This window comes from Thermaerobacter litoralis (assembly GCF_054654595.1).
In genome coordinates this window covers 646,763-660,707 of record NZ_BAAIES010000009.1, presented here as the reverse complement: position 1 = coordinate 660,707, position 13,945 = coordinate 646,763, and the positions used below count along the sequence as shown (strand labels likewise).

The window sequence follows — 13,945 nt, the reverse complement described above, 5'->3', positions numbered from 1 at the left end:
GGGCGACATCGTGTCAGACCGCTTGCCGGGGCGCGGGGACGCCCGGGGCCGGCGTCCCCCGGCGCGGGGGCCTGCAGAATGACAACCGCCGGCGCCGCCCGCCCGAAAGCCGGATCGAAAGCCGGATCCATTGACCACGGGCTGGAGTGACCCTCGGTGGACGACCTGGGTGGCCGCTTGCGCCGCATCCGCGAGAGCCGCAACCTGAGCATCTACGAGGTGGAGCGGCGGACGGGCATGCACTTCAGCACCATCAGCAAGTACGAGCGCAACGAGCGGCAGCCCAGCCTGGACGTCCTGCGGGAGCTGGCGGCCCTCTACGACGTGCCCGTGTCGGTCTTCCTGACGGACCGGCTCGCCTTGGAGACGCTCTTGCCCGAGCCCCTGGCCGCCCTGGCCCTCCAGCTGCTGGAACGGCCGGCGCTGGCGGAGGCCTGCCAGCGGTTAGCCACCCTGGACGATCCCAAGCTCGAGGCGCTGGCGGAATTCCTGGACCGGGTCGGCCTGACGGCCAAGCCGCGGGGGGCGGGCCCCCGCCGCCGGGGGACCACCTACCCGCCGCCCCGGGGCGGGACCCGCCGGTTGCCGGCTGGGCCGCCGATCCCCGATACGCCACCAACCGATGGGGCGCCGGACGTGGCGGCCGAGGGCCCGCCGGGCGAAGAGGCGAGCCCGGGGGAAGCCGGTGCGCCCCCACCGGCCCGGGGCGGAACGGTCCCCCGCCACGAGCGGGGGACGAGCGGGCCGGAGACCGCCGAGTCGTCAGCCCCCGGGGCCGGCGGGGTGGGAGGGGACGGGGTGGGTGGGGAGAACCCCCGGGCGGACGGCCCCCCGGCCGCGCCGGGCCTGCCCCCCGATCCGGGCCCCTCGGCCCCTTCCCCGTAACCTCCCGCCTCCCGCCCGGCCGTTCCCCGACCCCACCCAGGCCGTCACGCCCCCGACCCGGGCGGCGCCAGATCGGGACGGCCGGGTTCGGAAGGGGCGCTGCCCCGCCGGTCGCCGGTGGCGGCCTCTTCCGTGCGCTGCGCCCGGTCCCCGTCCTCCTCCGGCGAAGCGGCTTCCGGGCTGCCGCCGTCCCGGGAGGGGGCCGGTTCGTCCGGCGCCAGGGCCGGCGGCTCATCGGCAGCGAAGGCCGGTTCCTCCGGCTCGGCGGCATCCGGACCGGCCTCCGGACCGGGCCGCCACGCCGGGTCGATCCCCGCGGCCAGGGAGCGGCGGCGCAGCCACCAGGCCACGACCAGCAGGGGCCAGGTGGTCACCTGGGTCACGGTGAAGATCTCGATGCCGTAGGCGGGGTTGGCGTAGACCGGCCAGGCAATGGGCGCGTCCCGCACCGTCTCCTCCACGGCGATCCGCCACCACTGGTAGTAATAGAGGAACGTCCAGAAGAGGTAACCGGCCGGCGGGCGGCGGCGCGCCAGCCGGTTGTGGATCAGCAGCAGCACCAGCCCCGCGGCCGACGCGTAGAGCTGGACGGGGTGGCGGGGGAAGGGCAGGGCCGTGGTGTAGTTGCCCAGGACCTCGTGGTTGAACACGTTGCCGATGCGGACCAGCATGTAGCCGATGGCGATGCCCGGCACCGCCAGGTCCAGCAGGCGCTGGAAGTGGGGCCAGGCGGGTCCCTCCAGGCGGCGGCGGATGTACCACCACCCGGCCAGCCCCCCGCCCAGCAGGGCGCCATGCAGGGAGAGGCCGCCGTGGTCGACCCGGATGATCTCGCCATAGCGGCCGGGGACGAAGTAATCCCCCGGGTTCGTCAGGACGTAGACCAGCCGGGCGCCGACGATGCCGCCGACGATGATCAGGGCGCTGATGTTGTAGAGGAACTCCTCGTCGTAGCCCCGCCGGGTCCCGTCCCGCACCAGCACGTACAGGCCGGCGGCCATGGACACCGCCATGAAGAACCCGTACCAGCGGATGGCCAGGGGGCCGATCTGGATCAATATCGGGTCCCAGTTGACCTCCACGGCGTGCCCTCCTCGTCCTCCCCACCGGTTGTGGCGATGTTGTGGTGACGGCAGGCCCCCCGGGCAGCGCTTTCCTGGGGAGCAGGCTCATTGTACCATTCAACCTGGAGTCGCCGGACCGATCGCATCCAGCCGGATCCCGTAGCGCGAAGGAAGGACGGCGGCCGCTGAGGCCGCCACGAAGGGGGTCGCCCATGGACGTCGCCGAAGATCGCCGGGTCGCCCGGTCGGCGGAGCTGTGGCAGCGGGCGCGGGATCTCCTGCCCGGCGGGGTCAGCAGCCCCGTGCGGGCCTTTGCCGCCGTGGGCGGCACGCCCCGGTTCATCGACCGGGCCAAGGGGCCCTACGTGACCGACGTCGACGGCGTCCGCTACGTGGACTACGTCATGGCCTGGGGGCCCCTGATCCTGGGCCATGCCCACCCGGCGGTGGTCGAGGCCGTGCAGCGCCAGGTGGAACGGGGGACGGCCTACGGGGCCCCGACGGAGGTCGAACTGGCCCTGGCCGAGGCCATCACCGCCGCCATCCCCTCCATGGAGCGGGTGCGCTTCGTCAACTCGGGCACCGAGGCGACCATGAGCGCCCTGCGGCTGGCCCGGGCCTACACGGGCCGGGACAAGGTGGTCAAGTTCGCCGGGTGCTACCACGGCCACGCCGACAGCCTGCTGGTGGAAGCGGGGTCGGGCGTGCTGACCCTGGGGCTGCCCGGCTCGCCGGGGGTGACCCGCGGCGCCGCCCAGGACACGTGGGTGCTGCCCTACAACGACACGGCGGCCGTGGAAGAGCTGTTTGCCCGCCACGGCGAGCGCATCGCGGCGGTGATCGTCGAGCCCATCGCCGGCAACATGGGGGTGGTACCGCCGGAGCCCGGCTTCCTGCCCGCCTTGCGCCGGCTCACCCGGGAGGCCGGGGCCCTGCTGATCTTCGATGAGGTGATCACCGGCTTCCGGGTCGGCCCGGGCGGGGCCCAGGGCCTGCTGGGCATCACCCCCGACCTGACCTGCCTGGGCAAGGTCATCGGCGGCGGCCTGCCCGTCGGCGCCTACGGCGGCCGGGCCGACATCATGGAGCGGGTGGCGCCGGCCGGCCCGGTCTACCAGGCGGGGACCCTCTCCGGCAACCCCCTTGCCATGGCCGCGGGGCTGGCGACCCTGGAGGTGCTGAGCCAGCCCGGCACCTATGAGCGCCTGGAGCGCCAGGCCGCCCGGCTGGCCGAGGGCCTGGAGGCCGAGGCGCGGGCCCAGGACGTCCCCTACTGCCTGCAGCGGGTGGGGTCCATGTGGACGGGGTTCTTCCACCCGGGGCCCCTGCGCAACCTGGCCGAGGTCCGCCAGGCCGACGCGTCCTTCTACGCCCGCTACTTCCACGGCATGCTGCGGGAGGGCGTGTACCTGCCGCCGTCGGCCTTCGAGGCGGCCTTCGTATCCCTGGCCCACACGGACCAGGACATCGACTTCACCGTCGAAGCCCACGCCCGGGCCCTGCGCCGGGCCCGCCGCTGAGAACCGGTGGCCGGTCGCCCGCTGGCGGCCAGGCCGCGGCGCCCGTGCCCCCAGGCCGCGGCGCCGTTGCCCGCGGGGCCGCGGTGCGGGTGCCCCCAGGCCGCGGGCGGGTGCCCCTCGAGACCGCCGCGCCGGTTCCCGCCAGGGCCGCGGCGCAGCCGCCCCGGAATGCTCCGGCGAACGGGACGGCGCGGGTGCCGGGGTGGGCCCAAAGGAGGCCGTCATGGAAGTCGTCGCCCTGGTCGGGCCCAGCGGCACGGGCAAGAGCCACCGGGCCGCCGCCGTGGCCCGGGAGATCGATGCCGACGCCCTGATCGACGACGGGCTGCTGATCCGGGAGAGCCGGATCGTGGCCGGCGTCTCGGCCAAGCGGGAGGCGACCAAGATCGGCGCCATCCGCCGGGCCCTCTTCGTCGATCCTGCCCACCGCGACGAGGTGCGGCAGGCCCTGGAGTCCCTGCGGCCGCGGCGCATCCTGATCCTGGGCACGTCCCGGGACATGGTCGACCGCATCGCCGCCACCCTGGGCCTGCCCGCCCCCGCCCGCTACATCGCCATCGAAGAGGTGGCCACACCGGCCGAGATCCGCCGCGCCCAGCTGATCCGGCGCACCCAGGGCCGCCACGTCATCCCCGCCCCGACCTTCGAGGTGAAGCGCAGCTTCTCCGGCTACCTGCTCGACCCCCTGCGCCTGTTCTACCGCGGGAAGAACCGGCCGGCGGCGGGGCCCGGCCAGGTGATCGAGAAGACCATGGTGCGGCCCACCTACAGCTCCCTGGGGCGCTTCTTCATCACCCGCCAGGTGGTGGGCAGCATCGCCGCCTATGCCGCCGGCCGGGTCACGGGGGTGGCCGAGGTGCTGCGGGCGTCGGTGGTCGACCGGGAGGAGGGGGTGGCCATCACCCTGGAGGTGGCGGTGGAACCGGGCCGCCCGCTGCGGGCGGTGCTGGCGTCGGCCCAGCGCCAGGCCCTGCAGGCGGTCGAGCACATGACGGCCCTCCACGTGGTGACCCTGGACGTGGTGGCCCGCCGGCTGGCCGTGCGGGAGGCCGGCGGGGCGCCGGCCGGCGAGGAGGCGGCCGGGCGGGACGCGGCCGGAGGGAATCCACCCGCGGGGGTGGCTCCCGGCGCCCCTGCCCCGGTGCCGGGCCTGGGGGCCGGGGCCCGCGGGCCGGCCTTGGGCGGTTCGTCCCCCAGGGGATCCTCAGGGGAAACTGCTATCATGGACCCGTAGGCACGGGCTGGAAAGGAGCGGGATGCCATGGCGGTTCGGGTTGGCATCAACGGGTTCGGCAGCATCGGGCGCCGGTTCTTCCGGCAGGCCTGGCGCCGGGACGACATCGAGATCGTGGCCATCAACGACCTGGCGCCGGCGGCCACCTTCGCCCACCTGCTCAAGTACGACTCCAACTACGGCATCTTCGACGCCGACGTGCGGGCGGAGGAGGACGCCCTCATCGTCGACGGCAAGCGCATCCGCTTCACCGCCGTCAAGGACCCGGCCCAGCTGGCCTGGGATCAGGCGGGGGCGGACGTGGTCATCGAGTCCACCGGGGTCTTCACCGACGCGACCAAGGCGGTGGCCCACATCGAGGGGGGCGGCGCCAAGAAGGTGATCATCTCGGCGCCCGCCAAGAACGAGGACATCACCATCGTGCTGGGCGTCAACCAGGACCGCTACGACCCCGCCCGGCACCGGGTGATCTCCAACGCCTCCTGCACCACCAACTGCCTGGCCCCCGTCGCCAAGGTGCTGGATGACCGGTTCGGGATCGTGCGGGGCCTGATGACCACCGTCCACGCCTACACCAACGACCAGCGCATCCTGGACCTGCCCCACAAGGACCTGCGGCGGGCGCGGGCCGGCGCCATGAACATCATCCCCACCACCACCGGCGCCGCCAAGGCGGTGGGCCTGGTCCTGCCCCACCTGCAGGGGCGGCTCAACGGCTTCGCCTTGCGGGTGCCCGTCTCCACCGTCTCCATCGTCGACCTGGTGGCGGAGCTCAAGCAGCCGGTCACGGTGGAAGAGGTCAACCGGGCCTTCGCCGAGGCGGCGGCCGGCGAGCTCAAGGGCATCCTGGGCTACAGCGAGGAACCCCTGGTCTCCAGCGACTACCGCGGTTCCACCTACTCGTCGGTGGTCGACGCCCTCTCCACCATGGTGATGGAGGGCAACATGGTGAAGGTCGTGGCCTGGTACGACAACGAGTGGGGCTACGCCGCCCGGCTGGTCGACCTGGTGGCCTTCATCGGCGCCAAGGGCCTCTGAGGGGCGGCGGGGGCGCCCCCGCGCCGGCCCGTCCTGCCGGCGGCCTGGGTGACCCATGGGATTCGGCAGTGGAAAGGAGGCCCGACCGTGCGCAAGCGGTCGGTGCGGGACCTGGAGGTGCGCGGACGGCGGGTGCTGGTCCGCGCCGACTTCAACGTGCCCCTGGAGAACGGGCGCATCACCGATGACACCCGGATCCGGGCGGCCCTGCCCACCATCCGTTACCTGCTGGACCAGGGGGCGGCGGTGATCCTGTGCTCTCACTTGGGCCGCCCCAAGGGGCAGGTGGTGGAGTCCTTGCGGCTGGCCCCGGTGGCCCGCCGCCTGGAGGAGCTGCTGGGCCGGCCCGTGCTGGCGGTGCCCGAGGTGGTGGGCCCCGCCGTGGAGCGGCAGCTGGCGGGGCTCGAACCCGGGCAGGTGGCGCTGCTGGAGAACCTGCGCTTCCATCCGGGCGAGACGGCCAACGACCCGGACTTCGCCGCCGCCCTGGCCCGGCTGGCCGACTGCTACGTCAACGATGCCTTCGGGGCGGCCCACCGGGCCCACGCCTCGGTGGTGGGGGTGGCCCAGCGCCTGCCCGCCGCCGCCGGGTTCCTCCTGGAACGGGAGCTGGAGGTGCTGGGCGGGCTCCTGGAGAACCCGCGGCGGCCCTTCTGGGCGGTGCTGGGCGGCGCCAAGGTGTCCGACAAGATCGGCGTGATCCGGAGGCTTTTGGAGGTCTGCGACGGCCTCGCCATCGGCGGGGCCATGGCCAACACCTTGCTGGCGGCGCGGGGCTTCGCCGTGGGCCGCTCCCTCTACGAACCCGATCAGGTGGAACCGGCCCGGCAGTGGCTGGAGGCGGCCGGCGACCGGCTCCTGCTGCCCGCCGACGTGGTGGTGACGGAGCGGCTGGAGGCCGGGGCGCCGTCCCAGGTGGTGCCCGTCGACCGCATCCCGCCGGAGGCCATGGCCGTCGACGTGGGGCCGGCCACCCTGGCCGCCTGGCGGGAGCGGCTGGCGGGGGCGGGCACGGTCTTCTGGAACGGACCCCTGGGGGTGTTCGAGGTGGAGCCCTTCCACCGGGGCACCTTCGCCCTGGCCGAGTTTCTGGCCGGGCTCGACGCGGTGACGGTGGTCGGCGGCGGGGACAGCGTGGCCGCGGTGCAGCGGACCGGCGTGGCCGGCCGCATCGACCACATCTCCACGGGCGGCGGGGCCTCCCTGGAGCTGCTGGAGGGCAAGGAACTGCCGGGGGTCGCCGTGCTGCCCGATGCCCCGGGCGCGGCCCCGGGCGGCAGGGGCGGCGCCGGCACCCAGGACGGCGCCGGACCGCGGGAAGGGGGGACGAACCGGTGAACGGCGCAGCGCCCGCGCCGGCAGCCCGCAGGCCCCTGCTGGCCGGCAACTGGAAGATGCACACCCTGCCGGCGGAGGCGGCCCGGCTGGCCGCGGCCGTGCGGGAGGGGCTGGAGGGCCGGGCGGTCGAAGGGAGCGGAGGTGGCGCCGGCCAGGCTGCGGACGGGGCCGGCCGGGCCCTCCCGGGTGCCGAGGTGGTCCTCTGCCCCCCCTTCACCTCCCTGGCGGCGGCGGGACAAGCCCTGGCCGGGAGCGCCATCGCCCTGGGGGCCCAGGACCTGGGCTGGGGCGACTACGGCGCCTTCACCGGCGAGGTGTCGGCCCCCATGCTGCGGGAGCTGGGCTGCCGCTACGTCATCGTCGGCCATTCGGAGCGGCGGCAGCTGCTGGGGGAGACCGACGCCCTGATCCAGCGCAAGCTGCAGGCCGCCCTGGCCGGGGGGCTCGACCCCATCCTGTGCGTGGGGGAAGACGCCGCCCAGCGCCAGGAGGGCCGCACCCGGGCCGTGGTCCTCGGTCAGGTGGCCTACGCCCTGGCCGGGCTGGAGCCCGAGCAGGCGGCCCGGGTCGTCATCGCCTATGAGCCCGTCTGGGCCATCGGCAGCGGCACCCCGGCCACGCCCGCCGACGCCCAGGCGGTGGCGGCGGCCATCCGCCAGCTGGTGGACCGGCTCCACGGCCCCGCGGTGGCGGCGGCGGTGCGGGTGCTCTACGGCGGCAGCGTCAAGCCCGACAACATCGCCGGCTTCATGGCCCAGCCCGACGTGGACGGCGCCCTGGTGGGCGGGGCGTCCCTGGACGGCGCCGCCTTTGCCCGCCTGGTCCTGGAGGGGGTGGCGGCCCGGGCGGCCGCCGGCCTGACCGGCCCGGCCCCCGGTCCCGCGGGTGGCCCGGCCCACGGGGCGGGCTCCTCGGGGGCGATGCGGCCGTGACCACGACCGGGACGAACCGGCCCCGCCCCGTGGCCCTGATCATCCTGGACGGCTGGGGCCTGCGGGCCGAACGGGAGAACAACGCCGTCGCCCTGGCGGACACGCCGGTGATGGACGAGCTATGGGCTGCCTGGCCCCACTCCCAGCTGGAGGCCAGCGGCGAGGCGGTGGGCCTGCCGGCCGGGCTCATGGGCAACTCCAACGTGGGCCATCTCAACCTGGGCGCCGGCCGCATCGTCTACCAGGACATCGTCCGCATCAGCCGGGCCATCGCCGACGGGTCCTTCTTCGAGAACGAAGCCCTGGTGGGGGCGGCCCGGCGGGCCCGCCAGCGGGGCGGCCGGCTCCACCTCATCGGCCTGGTCTCGGACGGCGGGGTCCACTCGGACCTGGACCACCTGCTGGCCCTGCTGGAACTGGGGCGGCGGGAAGGGGTGGAGACGGTCGTCCACGCCTTCACCGACGGGCGGGACACGCCGCCCACCAGCGCCCCCGAGTACCTGAAGCGGGTGGCGGCGGCCGGCGGGCGGATCGCCACCGTGGTCGGGCGTTATTACGCCATGGACCGGGACAAGCGGTGGGACCGGACCGAGCGGGCCTACCGGGCCCTGGTCACCGGCGAGGGCCGGCGGGCGCCGTCGCCGGAGCAGGCCGTGGAACAGGCCTACGCGGCCGGCCAGACCGACGAGTTCATCGAGCCCGTGGTCATCGTCGACGAGGCCGGCCGGCCCTTGCCGCGGATCACGGCGCGGGACGAGACGGTCTTCTTCAACTTCCGCGCCGACCGGGCCCGGCAGCTGGCCCATGCCCTGGCCGACCCCGCCTTCGAGGCCTTCCGGCGGCCCGACGGCATCGGGCCCCTGCCGCTGACCCAGATGATCGAGTACGACGAGGCGTTCCCGCTGCCCACCGCCTTCCCGCCGGTCTACCTCAAGGAGACCTTCGGGGAGGTGGTGGCGCGGGCGGGGCTGCGGCAACTGCGCATCGCCGAGACCGAGAAGTACGCCCACGTCACCTACTTCTTCAACGGCCGGGAGGAGACGCCGTTCCCCGGGGAGGAGCGGATCCTGGTCCCGTCGCCCAAGGTGGCCACCTACGACCTCAAGCCCGAGATGAGCGCCCCCGAGGTGACGGAGCGGGTGGTGGCGGCCATCGACGGCGGCGCCTTCGACGCCGTGATCCTGAACTTCGCCAATCCCGACATGGTCGGGCACACGGGCGTGCTGGAGGCCGCCATCCGGGCCTGTGCCACGGTGGACCGCTGCCTCGGCCAGGTCCTGGAGGCCATCCGCCGCCAGGACGGCGCCGCCCTGGTCCTGGCCGATCACGGCAACGCCGAGATCATGGTCGACCCGGCCACCGGGGAGCCCCACACGGCCCATACCACCAGCCCCGTGCCCTGCGTGCTGGTGGACCGCAGGCGGCGGCACGTGCGGCTGCGGGACGGGATCCTGGCCGACGCGGCGCCGACGCTGCTGGAGCTCATGGGCCTCGAGCCGCCGGCGGCCATGACGGGCCGCTCGTTGATCCAGGCCGGCTAGGGAGCCCGGCGGGAGCGGCTGGAGGAGGCCAGCGGGGTCCCGCCGGCCGGCGCCCCGCTCCGGGCCGCCGGTCCAGCGAGGGGCCGGTCCAGCGAGGGAAGGAGGAGCGCACGTGAGCACCTTGATCGCAGGGGTCGAAGCCCGCCAGATCCTGGACTCCCGGGGCAATCCGACGGTGGAGGTGGACGTCTGGCTGGAGGACGGGGCCTTCGGCCGGGCGGCGGTGCCGTCGGGGGCGTCGACGGGCACCTTCGAGGCCGTGGAGCTGCGGGACGGCGGCGAGGCCTACGGGGGCAAGGGCGTCCTCAAGGCGGTGGAGAACGTGCGGGAGGTCATCGCCCCCGAGGTGGTCGGCCTCGATGCCCTCGACCAGGCCGCGGTGGACCGCACCCTGATCGAGCTGGACGGCACGCCCAACAAGGGGCGGCTGGGGGCCAACGCCATCCTGGGGGTGTCCCTGGCGGTGGCCCGGGCGGCCGCCTCCTCGGTGGGGCTGCCCCTCTACCGCTACCTGGGCGGCGTCCAGGCCCGGCTGCTGCCGGTGCCGCTGATGAACATCCTCAACGGCGGGCGGCACGCCGACAACAACGTGGACGTGCAGGAGTTCATGGTGGTCCCCGCCGGCGCGCCGGCCTTCACCGACGCCTTGCGCATGGGGGCGGAGGTCTTCCACGCCCTGCACCGCGTCCTGAGCGAGCGGGGCCTGGCGACGGGCGTGGGCGATGAGGGCGGCTTCGCCCCCAACCTCCAGTCCAACGAGGCCGCCCTGGACGTGCTGATGGAGGCGATCCAGCGGGCGGGGTACCGGCCGGGGGAGGACGTGGCCCTGGCCATCGATGCCGCGGCCAGCGAGTGGTACCGGCCGGAGGAAGGCGTGTACGTGCTGGAGGGCCAGGGCCAGCGGCTGACCGCGGACGAGCTCATCGAGATGTACGCCCGCTGGCTCGACCGCTACCCCCTGGTCTCCCTGGAAGACGGCCTGGCGGAGGAAGACTGGGAGGGCTGGCAGCGGCTGACCCAGCGGCTGGGCTCGCGCCTGCAGCTGGTGGGCGACGACCTGTTCGTCACCAACGTGGAGCGGGTGCGCCGGGGCATCGCCGCCGGGGCGGCCAACGCCGTGCTGGTCAAGGTCAACCAGATCGGCACCCTGACGGAGACCCTGGAGACCATGGAGACGGCGGCCCGGGCGGGCTACCGCAACATCGTCTCCCACCGGTCGGGCGAGACGGAGGACGTCACCATCGCCGACCTGGCCGTGGCGACCCGGGCGGGGCAGATCAAGACGGGCGCCCCCTCCCGCTCCGAACGGGTGGCCAAGTACAACCAGCTGCTGCGGATCGAAGAGCAGCTGGGCGACAGCGCCGCCTACGCGGGCTGGGCGGCCTTCGGCCGCCGGCCCCAGGGCTAGGGCCGGGCCCGGAGCCCTGGGCCGGGGCTCCGGGCCCTTCCACCGGACCGCGCCGACGCCCCTCCGATGCCACCGGTTGCCGTTGCCGGTACCGCCCGGCTGTGGTAGCATGGCACCGCATGGCCACCGCTGGCGGAGGAACCGGCCTGCCGCGGGCCAGGCGGGCGGGCGGCGGCGAGCCCGCGGCCGGAGCACCGGGCCGGGGCGGCCGGATCCCGAGCCGCCCTGGCGGCGGGCCGAGGGCAGGGGCCCAGGACGGGCCCCGGGCCGGCCACGACGGACGAGCCGGCGGCCGGCGCAGAACGGGGTGGATGCCGTGGAGACCGTGATGCTGATCCTGCACATCCTGGCCGTGATCGGCCTGATCGCCGCCGTGATCCTGCAGTCGGGCCGCAGCGCCGGCCTGTCGGGCGCCATCGCCGGCGGCGCGGAGGCCTTCTTCGGCAAGCGGCGGGGCCTCGACGACTTCCTCAGCCGGATGACCGTGATCCTGGCGGTGGTCTTCTTCATCACCTCCTTCGTGCTGGGCTTCTTCATGGACTGAGGCGGGCAGGACCCCGCTCGGAGCAACCCGAACCCCGATCCAAGCCTAACGGGCGAGCACGGCGGGCCCGCGCCCTGGCGGCGCGGGCCCCTGCCTTTCGCCGGGGCCGGTTCGTCCCCCGGGATGACAAGCCGCCCGCCGGCATAGGACTTCCCTGGAGCCCGCGGCAGCAGGCGGCAGGCTGCGGGCGCGCCAAGGGAGGGGTCTTGCCGTGGCGGAGCGGGAGCTGGCCCTGCTGGCCCCTGCCGCCGGGCTGCTGGCCCTGGCGGTGGCCGTGTCCCTGGCCCGCGGGGTGGCACGGGTGGAGGCCGGCGAGGGCAAGATGGTGGAGGTCGCCCGGGCCATCCAGGAAGGCGCCATGGCCTTTCTGGCCCGGGAGTACCGGGCGCTGGTCCTCTTCGTCCTGGTGATGGCCGGTGTGCTGGCGGTGGCCGGCCGCTGGGCCCCGGGGGCCGGGTTCGGCCCGGCGGTGGCCGCCGCCTACCTGGTCGGCGCCACCACGTCCCTGGCCGCCGGCTTCGGCGGGATGCGGGTGGCGACCACGGCCAACGTGCGCACCACCCGGATGGCCCAGCAGGGCGGCCTGCCCGCCGCCCTGGCCGTCGCCTTCAGCGGCGGGGCGGTGATGGGCCTGGCGGTGGTCGGCCTGGGCCTCCTGGGCCTGGGCCTGCTCTATCTTCTCTGGGTCGACCCGGCCCGGCCGGCCACGCTGTCGGTCCTCAACGGCTTCGCCATGGGCGCCAGTTCCGTCGCCCTCTTCGCCCGCGTCGGCGGCGGCATCTACACCAAGGCGGCGGACATGGGGGCCGACCTGGTGGGCAAGCTGGAGGCCGGCATCCCCGAGGACGACCCGCGCAACCCGGCGGTGATCGCCGACAACGTGGGCGACAACGTGGGGGACGTGGCCGGCATGGGCGCGGACCTCTTCGAGTCTTACGTGGGCTCGGTGGTGGCGGCGGTGGTGGTGGCGGCGGCCGGGGCCGCGGGCGGGGCGGCCGGCGGCGGTGCGCCCGGTGGCGGGCCGGCGCTCCCCTCGCCGGCAGCCGGCGGCGGGCCGGCAGCGCCCCAGGTCCTCTTCCCCCTGGTGCTGGCGGCGGTGGGCGTGGTGGCCTCCCTGCTGGGCATCGCCCTCACCCGGGCCGGGGCGGGCGGCGATCCGGCGGCGGCGCTGCGCCGCGGCACCCTGGCGGCGGCCTTCGCCTTCGCCGCGGGCGGCGGCCTGGCCGCCGGCTGGCTCGGGCTGGCCCAGGCGGCGGCGGCGATGGTGGCGGGGATGCTGGCCGGGGTGGTCATCGGCCTGGTCACCGAGTACTACACCTCCGGCGACCGGCCGCCGGTGCAGCAGGTGGCCCGCTCGTCGGAGACGGGGACCGCCACCAACATCCTGGCCGGCCTGGCCGTGGGGATGAAGAGCACGGCCCTGCCCGTGCTGGTGGTGGGTGCGGCCACCCTGGTGGCCCACCACTATGCCGGCCTCTACGGCGTCGCCGTGGCCGCCGTGGGGATGCTGGCGACCACCGGCATCACCGTCGCCGTCGACGCCTATGGCCCCATCGCCGACAACGCCGGCGGCATCGCCGAGATGGCCGGCCTGCCGGCGGAGGTGCGCTCCGTCACGGACCGGCTGGATGCCGTGGGCAACACCACCGCGGCCATGGGCAAGGGCTTTGCCATCGGATCGGCCGCCCTGACGGCACTGGGGCTGTTCTCGGCCTACGCGGCCACCACGGGCCTGGGGGCCATCGACCTGCTGGACCCGCGGGTGATCGCCGGAGCTCTGGTCGGCGGCATGCTGCCCATGCTCTTTTCGGCCCTGGCGGTGGAGGCGGTGGGCCGCGCCGCCTTCGCCATGATCGAGGAGGTTCGGCGCCAGTTCCGCCAGAAGCCGGGCATCCTAACGGGCGATGAACGGCCCGATTACGCCCGCTGCGTGGACATCAGCACCCGGGCGGCCCTGGCCCAGATGGTCCTGCCGGGGCTGCTGGCCGTGGCGGCGCCGCTGGCCGTCGGCCTGCTGCTGGGGCCTGAGGCCGTGGGCGGCCTGCTGGCGGGCGCCCTGGTGACCGGCGTGCTGGTGGCCATCTTCATGGCCAACGCGGGCGGCGCCTGGGACAACGCGAAGAAGTACATCGAGGGGGGCGCCCTGGGCGGCAAGGGCTCCGACCCCCACCGGGCGGCGGTGGTGGGCGACACGGTGGGCGACCCCTTCAAGGACACGGCGGGGCCGTCGCTCAACATCCTGATCAAGCTGATGTCCGTGGTGGCCCTGGTCTTCGCTCCCCTGTTCCTGCGCCTCGGCGGATGAACGGGCCGGGGGCGGCGGCTAACGGCCCCCGCGGGGCACGACCCCAAGGCGCCCGGTGGCGGGGGCGGCCCGCCCGGGGGCGATCGGGGCCGGGCGGGGCACCCACCCCCAGGCCGGCGGGCGGGCCCAGGCCGGC

The 13,945-nt window shown here is 75.0% G+C and carries 11 protein-coding genes; 10 read left to right on the top strand and 1 reads right to left on the bottom strand.

Annotated features, from left to right (window positions below):
• Positions 1–156: 156 nt before the first annotated feature.
• Positions 157–885 (top strand): helix-turn-helix domain-containing protein, encoded by a 729-nt coding sequence (locus ACYQ02_RS09875; protein WP_460040255.1) that lies wholly within the window; start codon positions 157–159, stop codon positions 883–885.
• Between the two features lie 44 nt (positions 886–929).
• Here ACYQ02_RS09875 and ACYQ02_RS09870 read toward each other — a convergent pair whose 3' ends face one another.
• Entirely contained in the window at positions 930–1,967 is a 1,038-nt protein-coding gene (locus tag ACYQ02_RS09870; RefSeq protein WP_460040254.1) for a prolipoprotein diacylglyceryl transferase, read from the bottom strand.
• A 194-nt stretch (positions 1,968–2,161) separates the two neighbouring features.
• On the opposite strand from ACYQ02_RS09870, the gene hemL reads away from it, so the two are divergent.
• The 9 genes from hemL to ACYQ02_RS09825 all read left to right on the top strand — a co-directional run bounded on the left by hemL (position 2,162) and on the right by ACYQ02_RS09825 (position 13,809).
• Complete coding sequence (gene hemL / locus ACYQ02_RS09865) at positions 2,162–3,469, top strand: glutamate-1-semialdehyde 2,1-aminomutase (protein ID WP_460040253.1); 1,308 nt, start codon at positions 2,162–2,164, stop codon at positions 3,467–3,469.
• Between the two features lie 223 nt (positions 3,470–3,692).
• The gene (locus ACYQ02_RS09860) at positions 3,693–4,703 is read left to right on the top strand and encodes an Asp23/Gls24 family envelope stress response protein (RefSeq protein WP_460040252.1); all 1,011 of its coding nucleotides are present in this window, start codon (positions 3,693–3,695) and stop codon (positions 4,701–4,703) included.
• Between the two features lie 27 nt (positions 4,704–4,730).
• Complete coding sequence (gene gap / locus ACYQ02_RS09855; RefSeq protein ID WP_460040251.1) at positions 4,731–5,741, top strand: type I glyceraldehyde-3-phosphate dehydrogenase; 1,011 nt, start codon at positions 4,731–4,733, stop codon at positions 5,739–5,741.
• A gap of 87 nt (positions 5,742–5,828) precedes the next feature.
• Complete coding sequence (locus tag ACYQ02_RS09850) at positions 5,829–7,079, top strand: phosphoglycerate kinase (RefSeq protein WP_460040250.1); 1,251 nt, start codon at positions 5,829–5,831, stop codon at positions 7,077–7,079.
• Positions 7,076–8,011, top strand: coding sequence for a triose-phosphate isomerase (tpiA, locus tag ACYQ02_RS09845; RefSeq protein WP_460040249.1), 936 nt, complete (start codon positions 7,076–7,078; stop codon positions 8,009–8,011). The genes ACYQ02_RS09850 and tpiA overlap by 4 nt, the downstream gene beginning before the upstream one ends.
• A complete protein-coding gene (gpmI, locus tag ACYQ02_RS09840) occupies positions 8,008–9,552 on the top strand; it encodes a 2,3-bisphosphoglycerate-independent phosphoglycerate mutase (protein ID WP_460040248.1) in 1,545 nt (514 codons plus the stop codon). The genes tpiA and gpmI overlap by 4 nt, the downstream gene beginning before the upstream one ends.
• A gap of 112 nt (positions 9,553–9,664) precedes the next feature.
• The gene (gene eno, locus ACYQ02_RS09835; protein WP_460040247.1) at positions 9,665–10,960 is read left to right on the top strand and encodes a phosphopyruvate hydratase; all 1,296 of its coding nucleotides are present in this window, start codon (positions 9,665–9,667) and stop codon (positions 10,958–10,960) included.
• A gap of 328 nt (positions 10,961–11,288) precedes the next feature.
• On the top strand, positions 11,289–11,504 hold the full coding sequence (secG, locus tag ACYQ02_RS09830; protein ID WP_460040342.1) for a preprotein translocase subunit SecG: 216 nt from the start codon (positions 11,289–11,291) through the stop codon (positions 11,502–11,504).
• 211 nt (positions 11,505–11,715) lie between these two features.
• Positions 11,716–13,809, top strand: a complete 2,094-nt coding sequence (locus ACYQ02_RS09825; RefSeq protein ID WP_460040246.1) for a sodium-translocating pyrophosphatase — start codon at positions 11,716–11,718, stop codon at positions 13,807–13,809.
• Positions 13,810–13,945: the final 136 nt, after the last annotated feature.

Bases quoted from the DNA above. Each gene is read 5' to 3' on its own strand.
- hemL (WP_460040253.1), top strand. From the start codon at position 2,162: ATGGACGTCGCCGAAGATCGCCGGGTCGCCCGGTCGGCGGAGCTGTGG.
- gap (WP_460040251.1), top strand. From the start codon at position 4,731: ATGGCGGTTCGGGTTGGCATCAACGGGTTCGGCAGCATCGGGCGCCGG.
- ACYQ02_RS09860 (WP_460040252.1), top strand. From the start codon at position 3,693: ATGGAAGTCGTCGCCCTGGTCGGGCCCAGCGGCACGGGCAAGAGCCAC.
- secG (WP_460040342.1), top strand. From the start codon at position 11,289: ATGCTGATCCTGCACATCCTGGCCGTGATCGGCCTGATCGCCGCCGTG.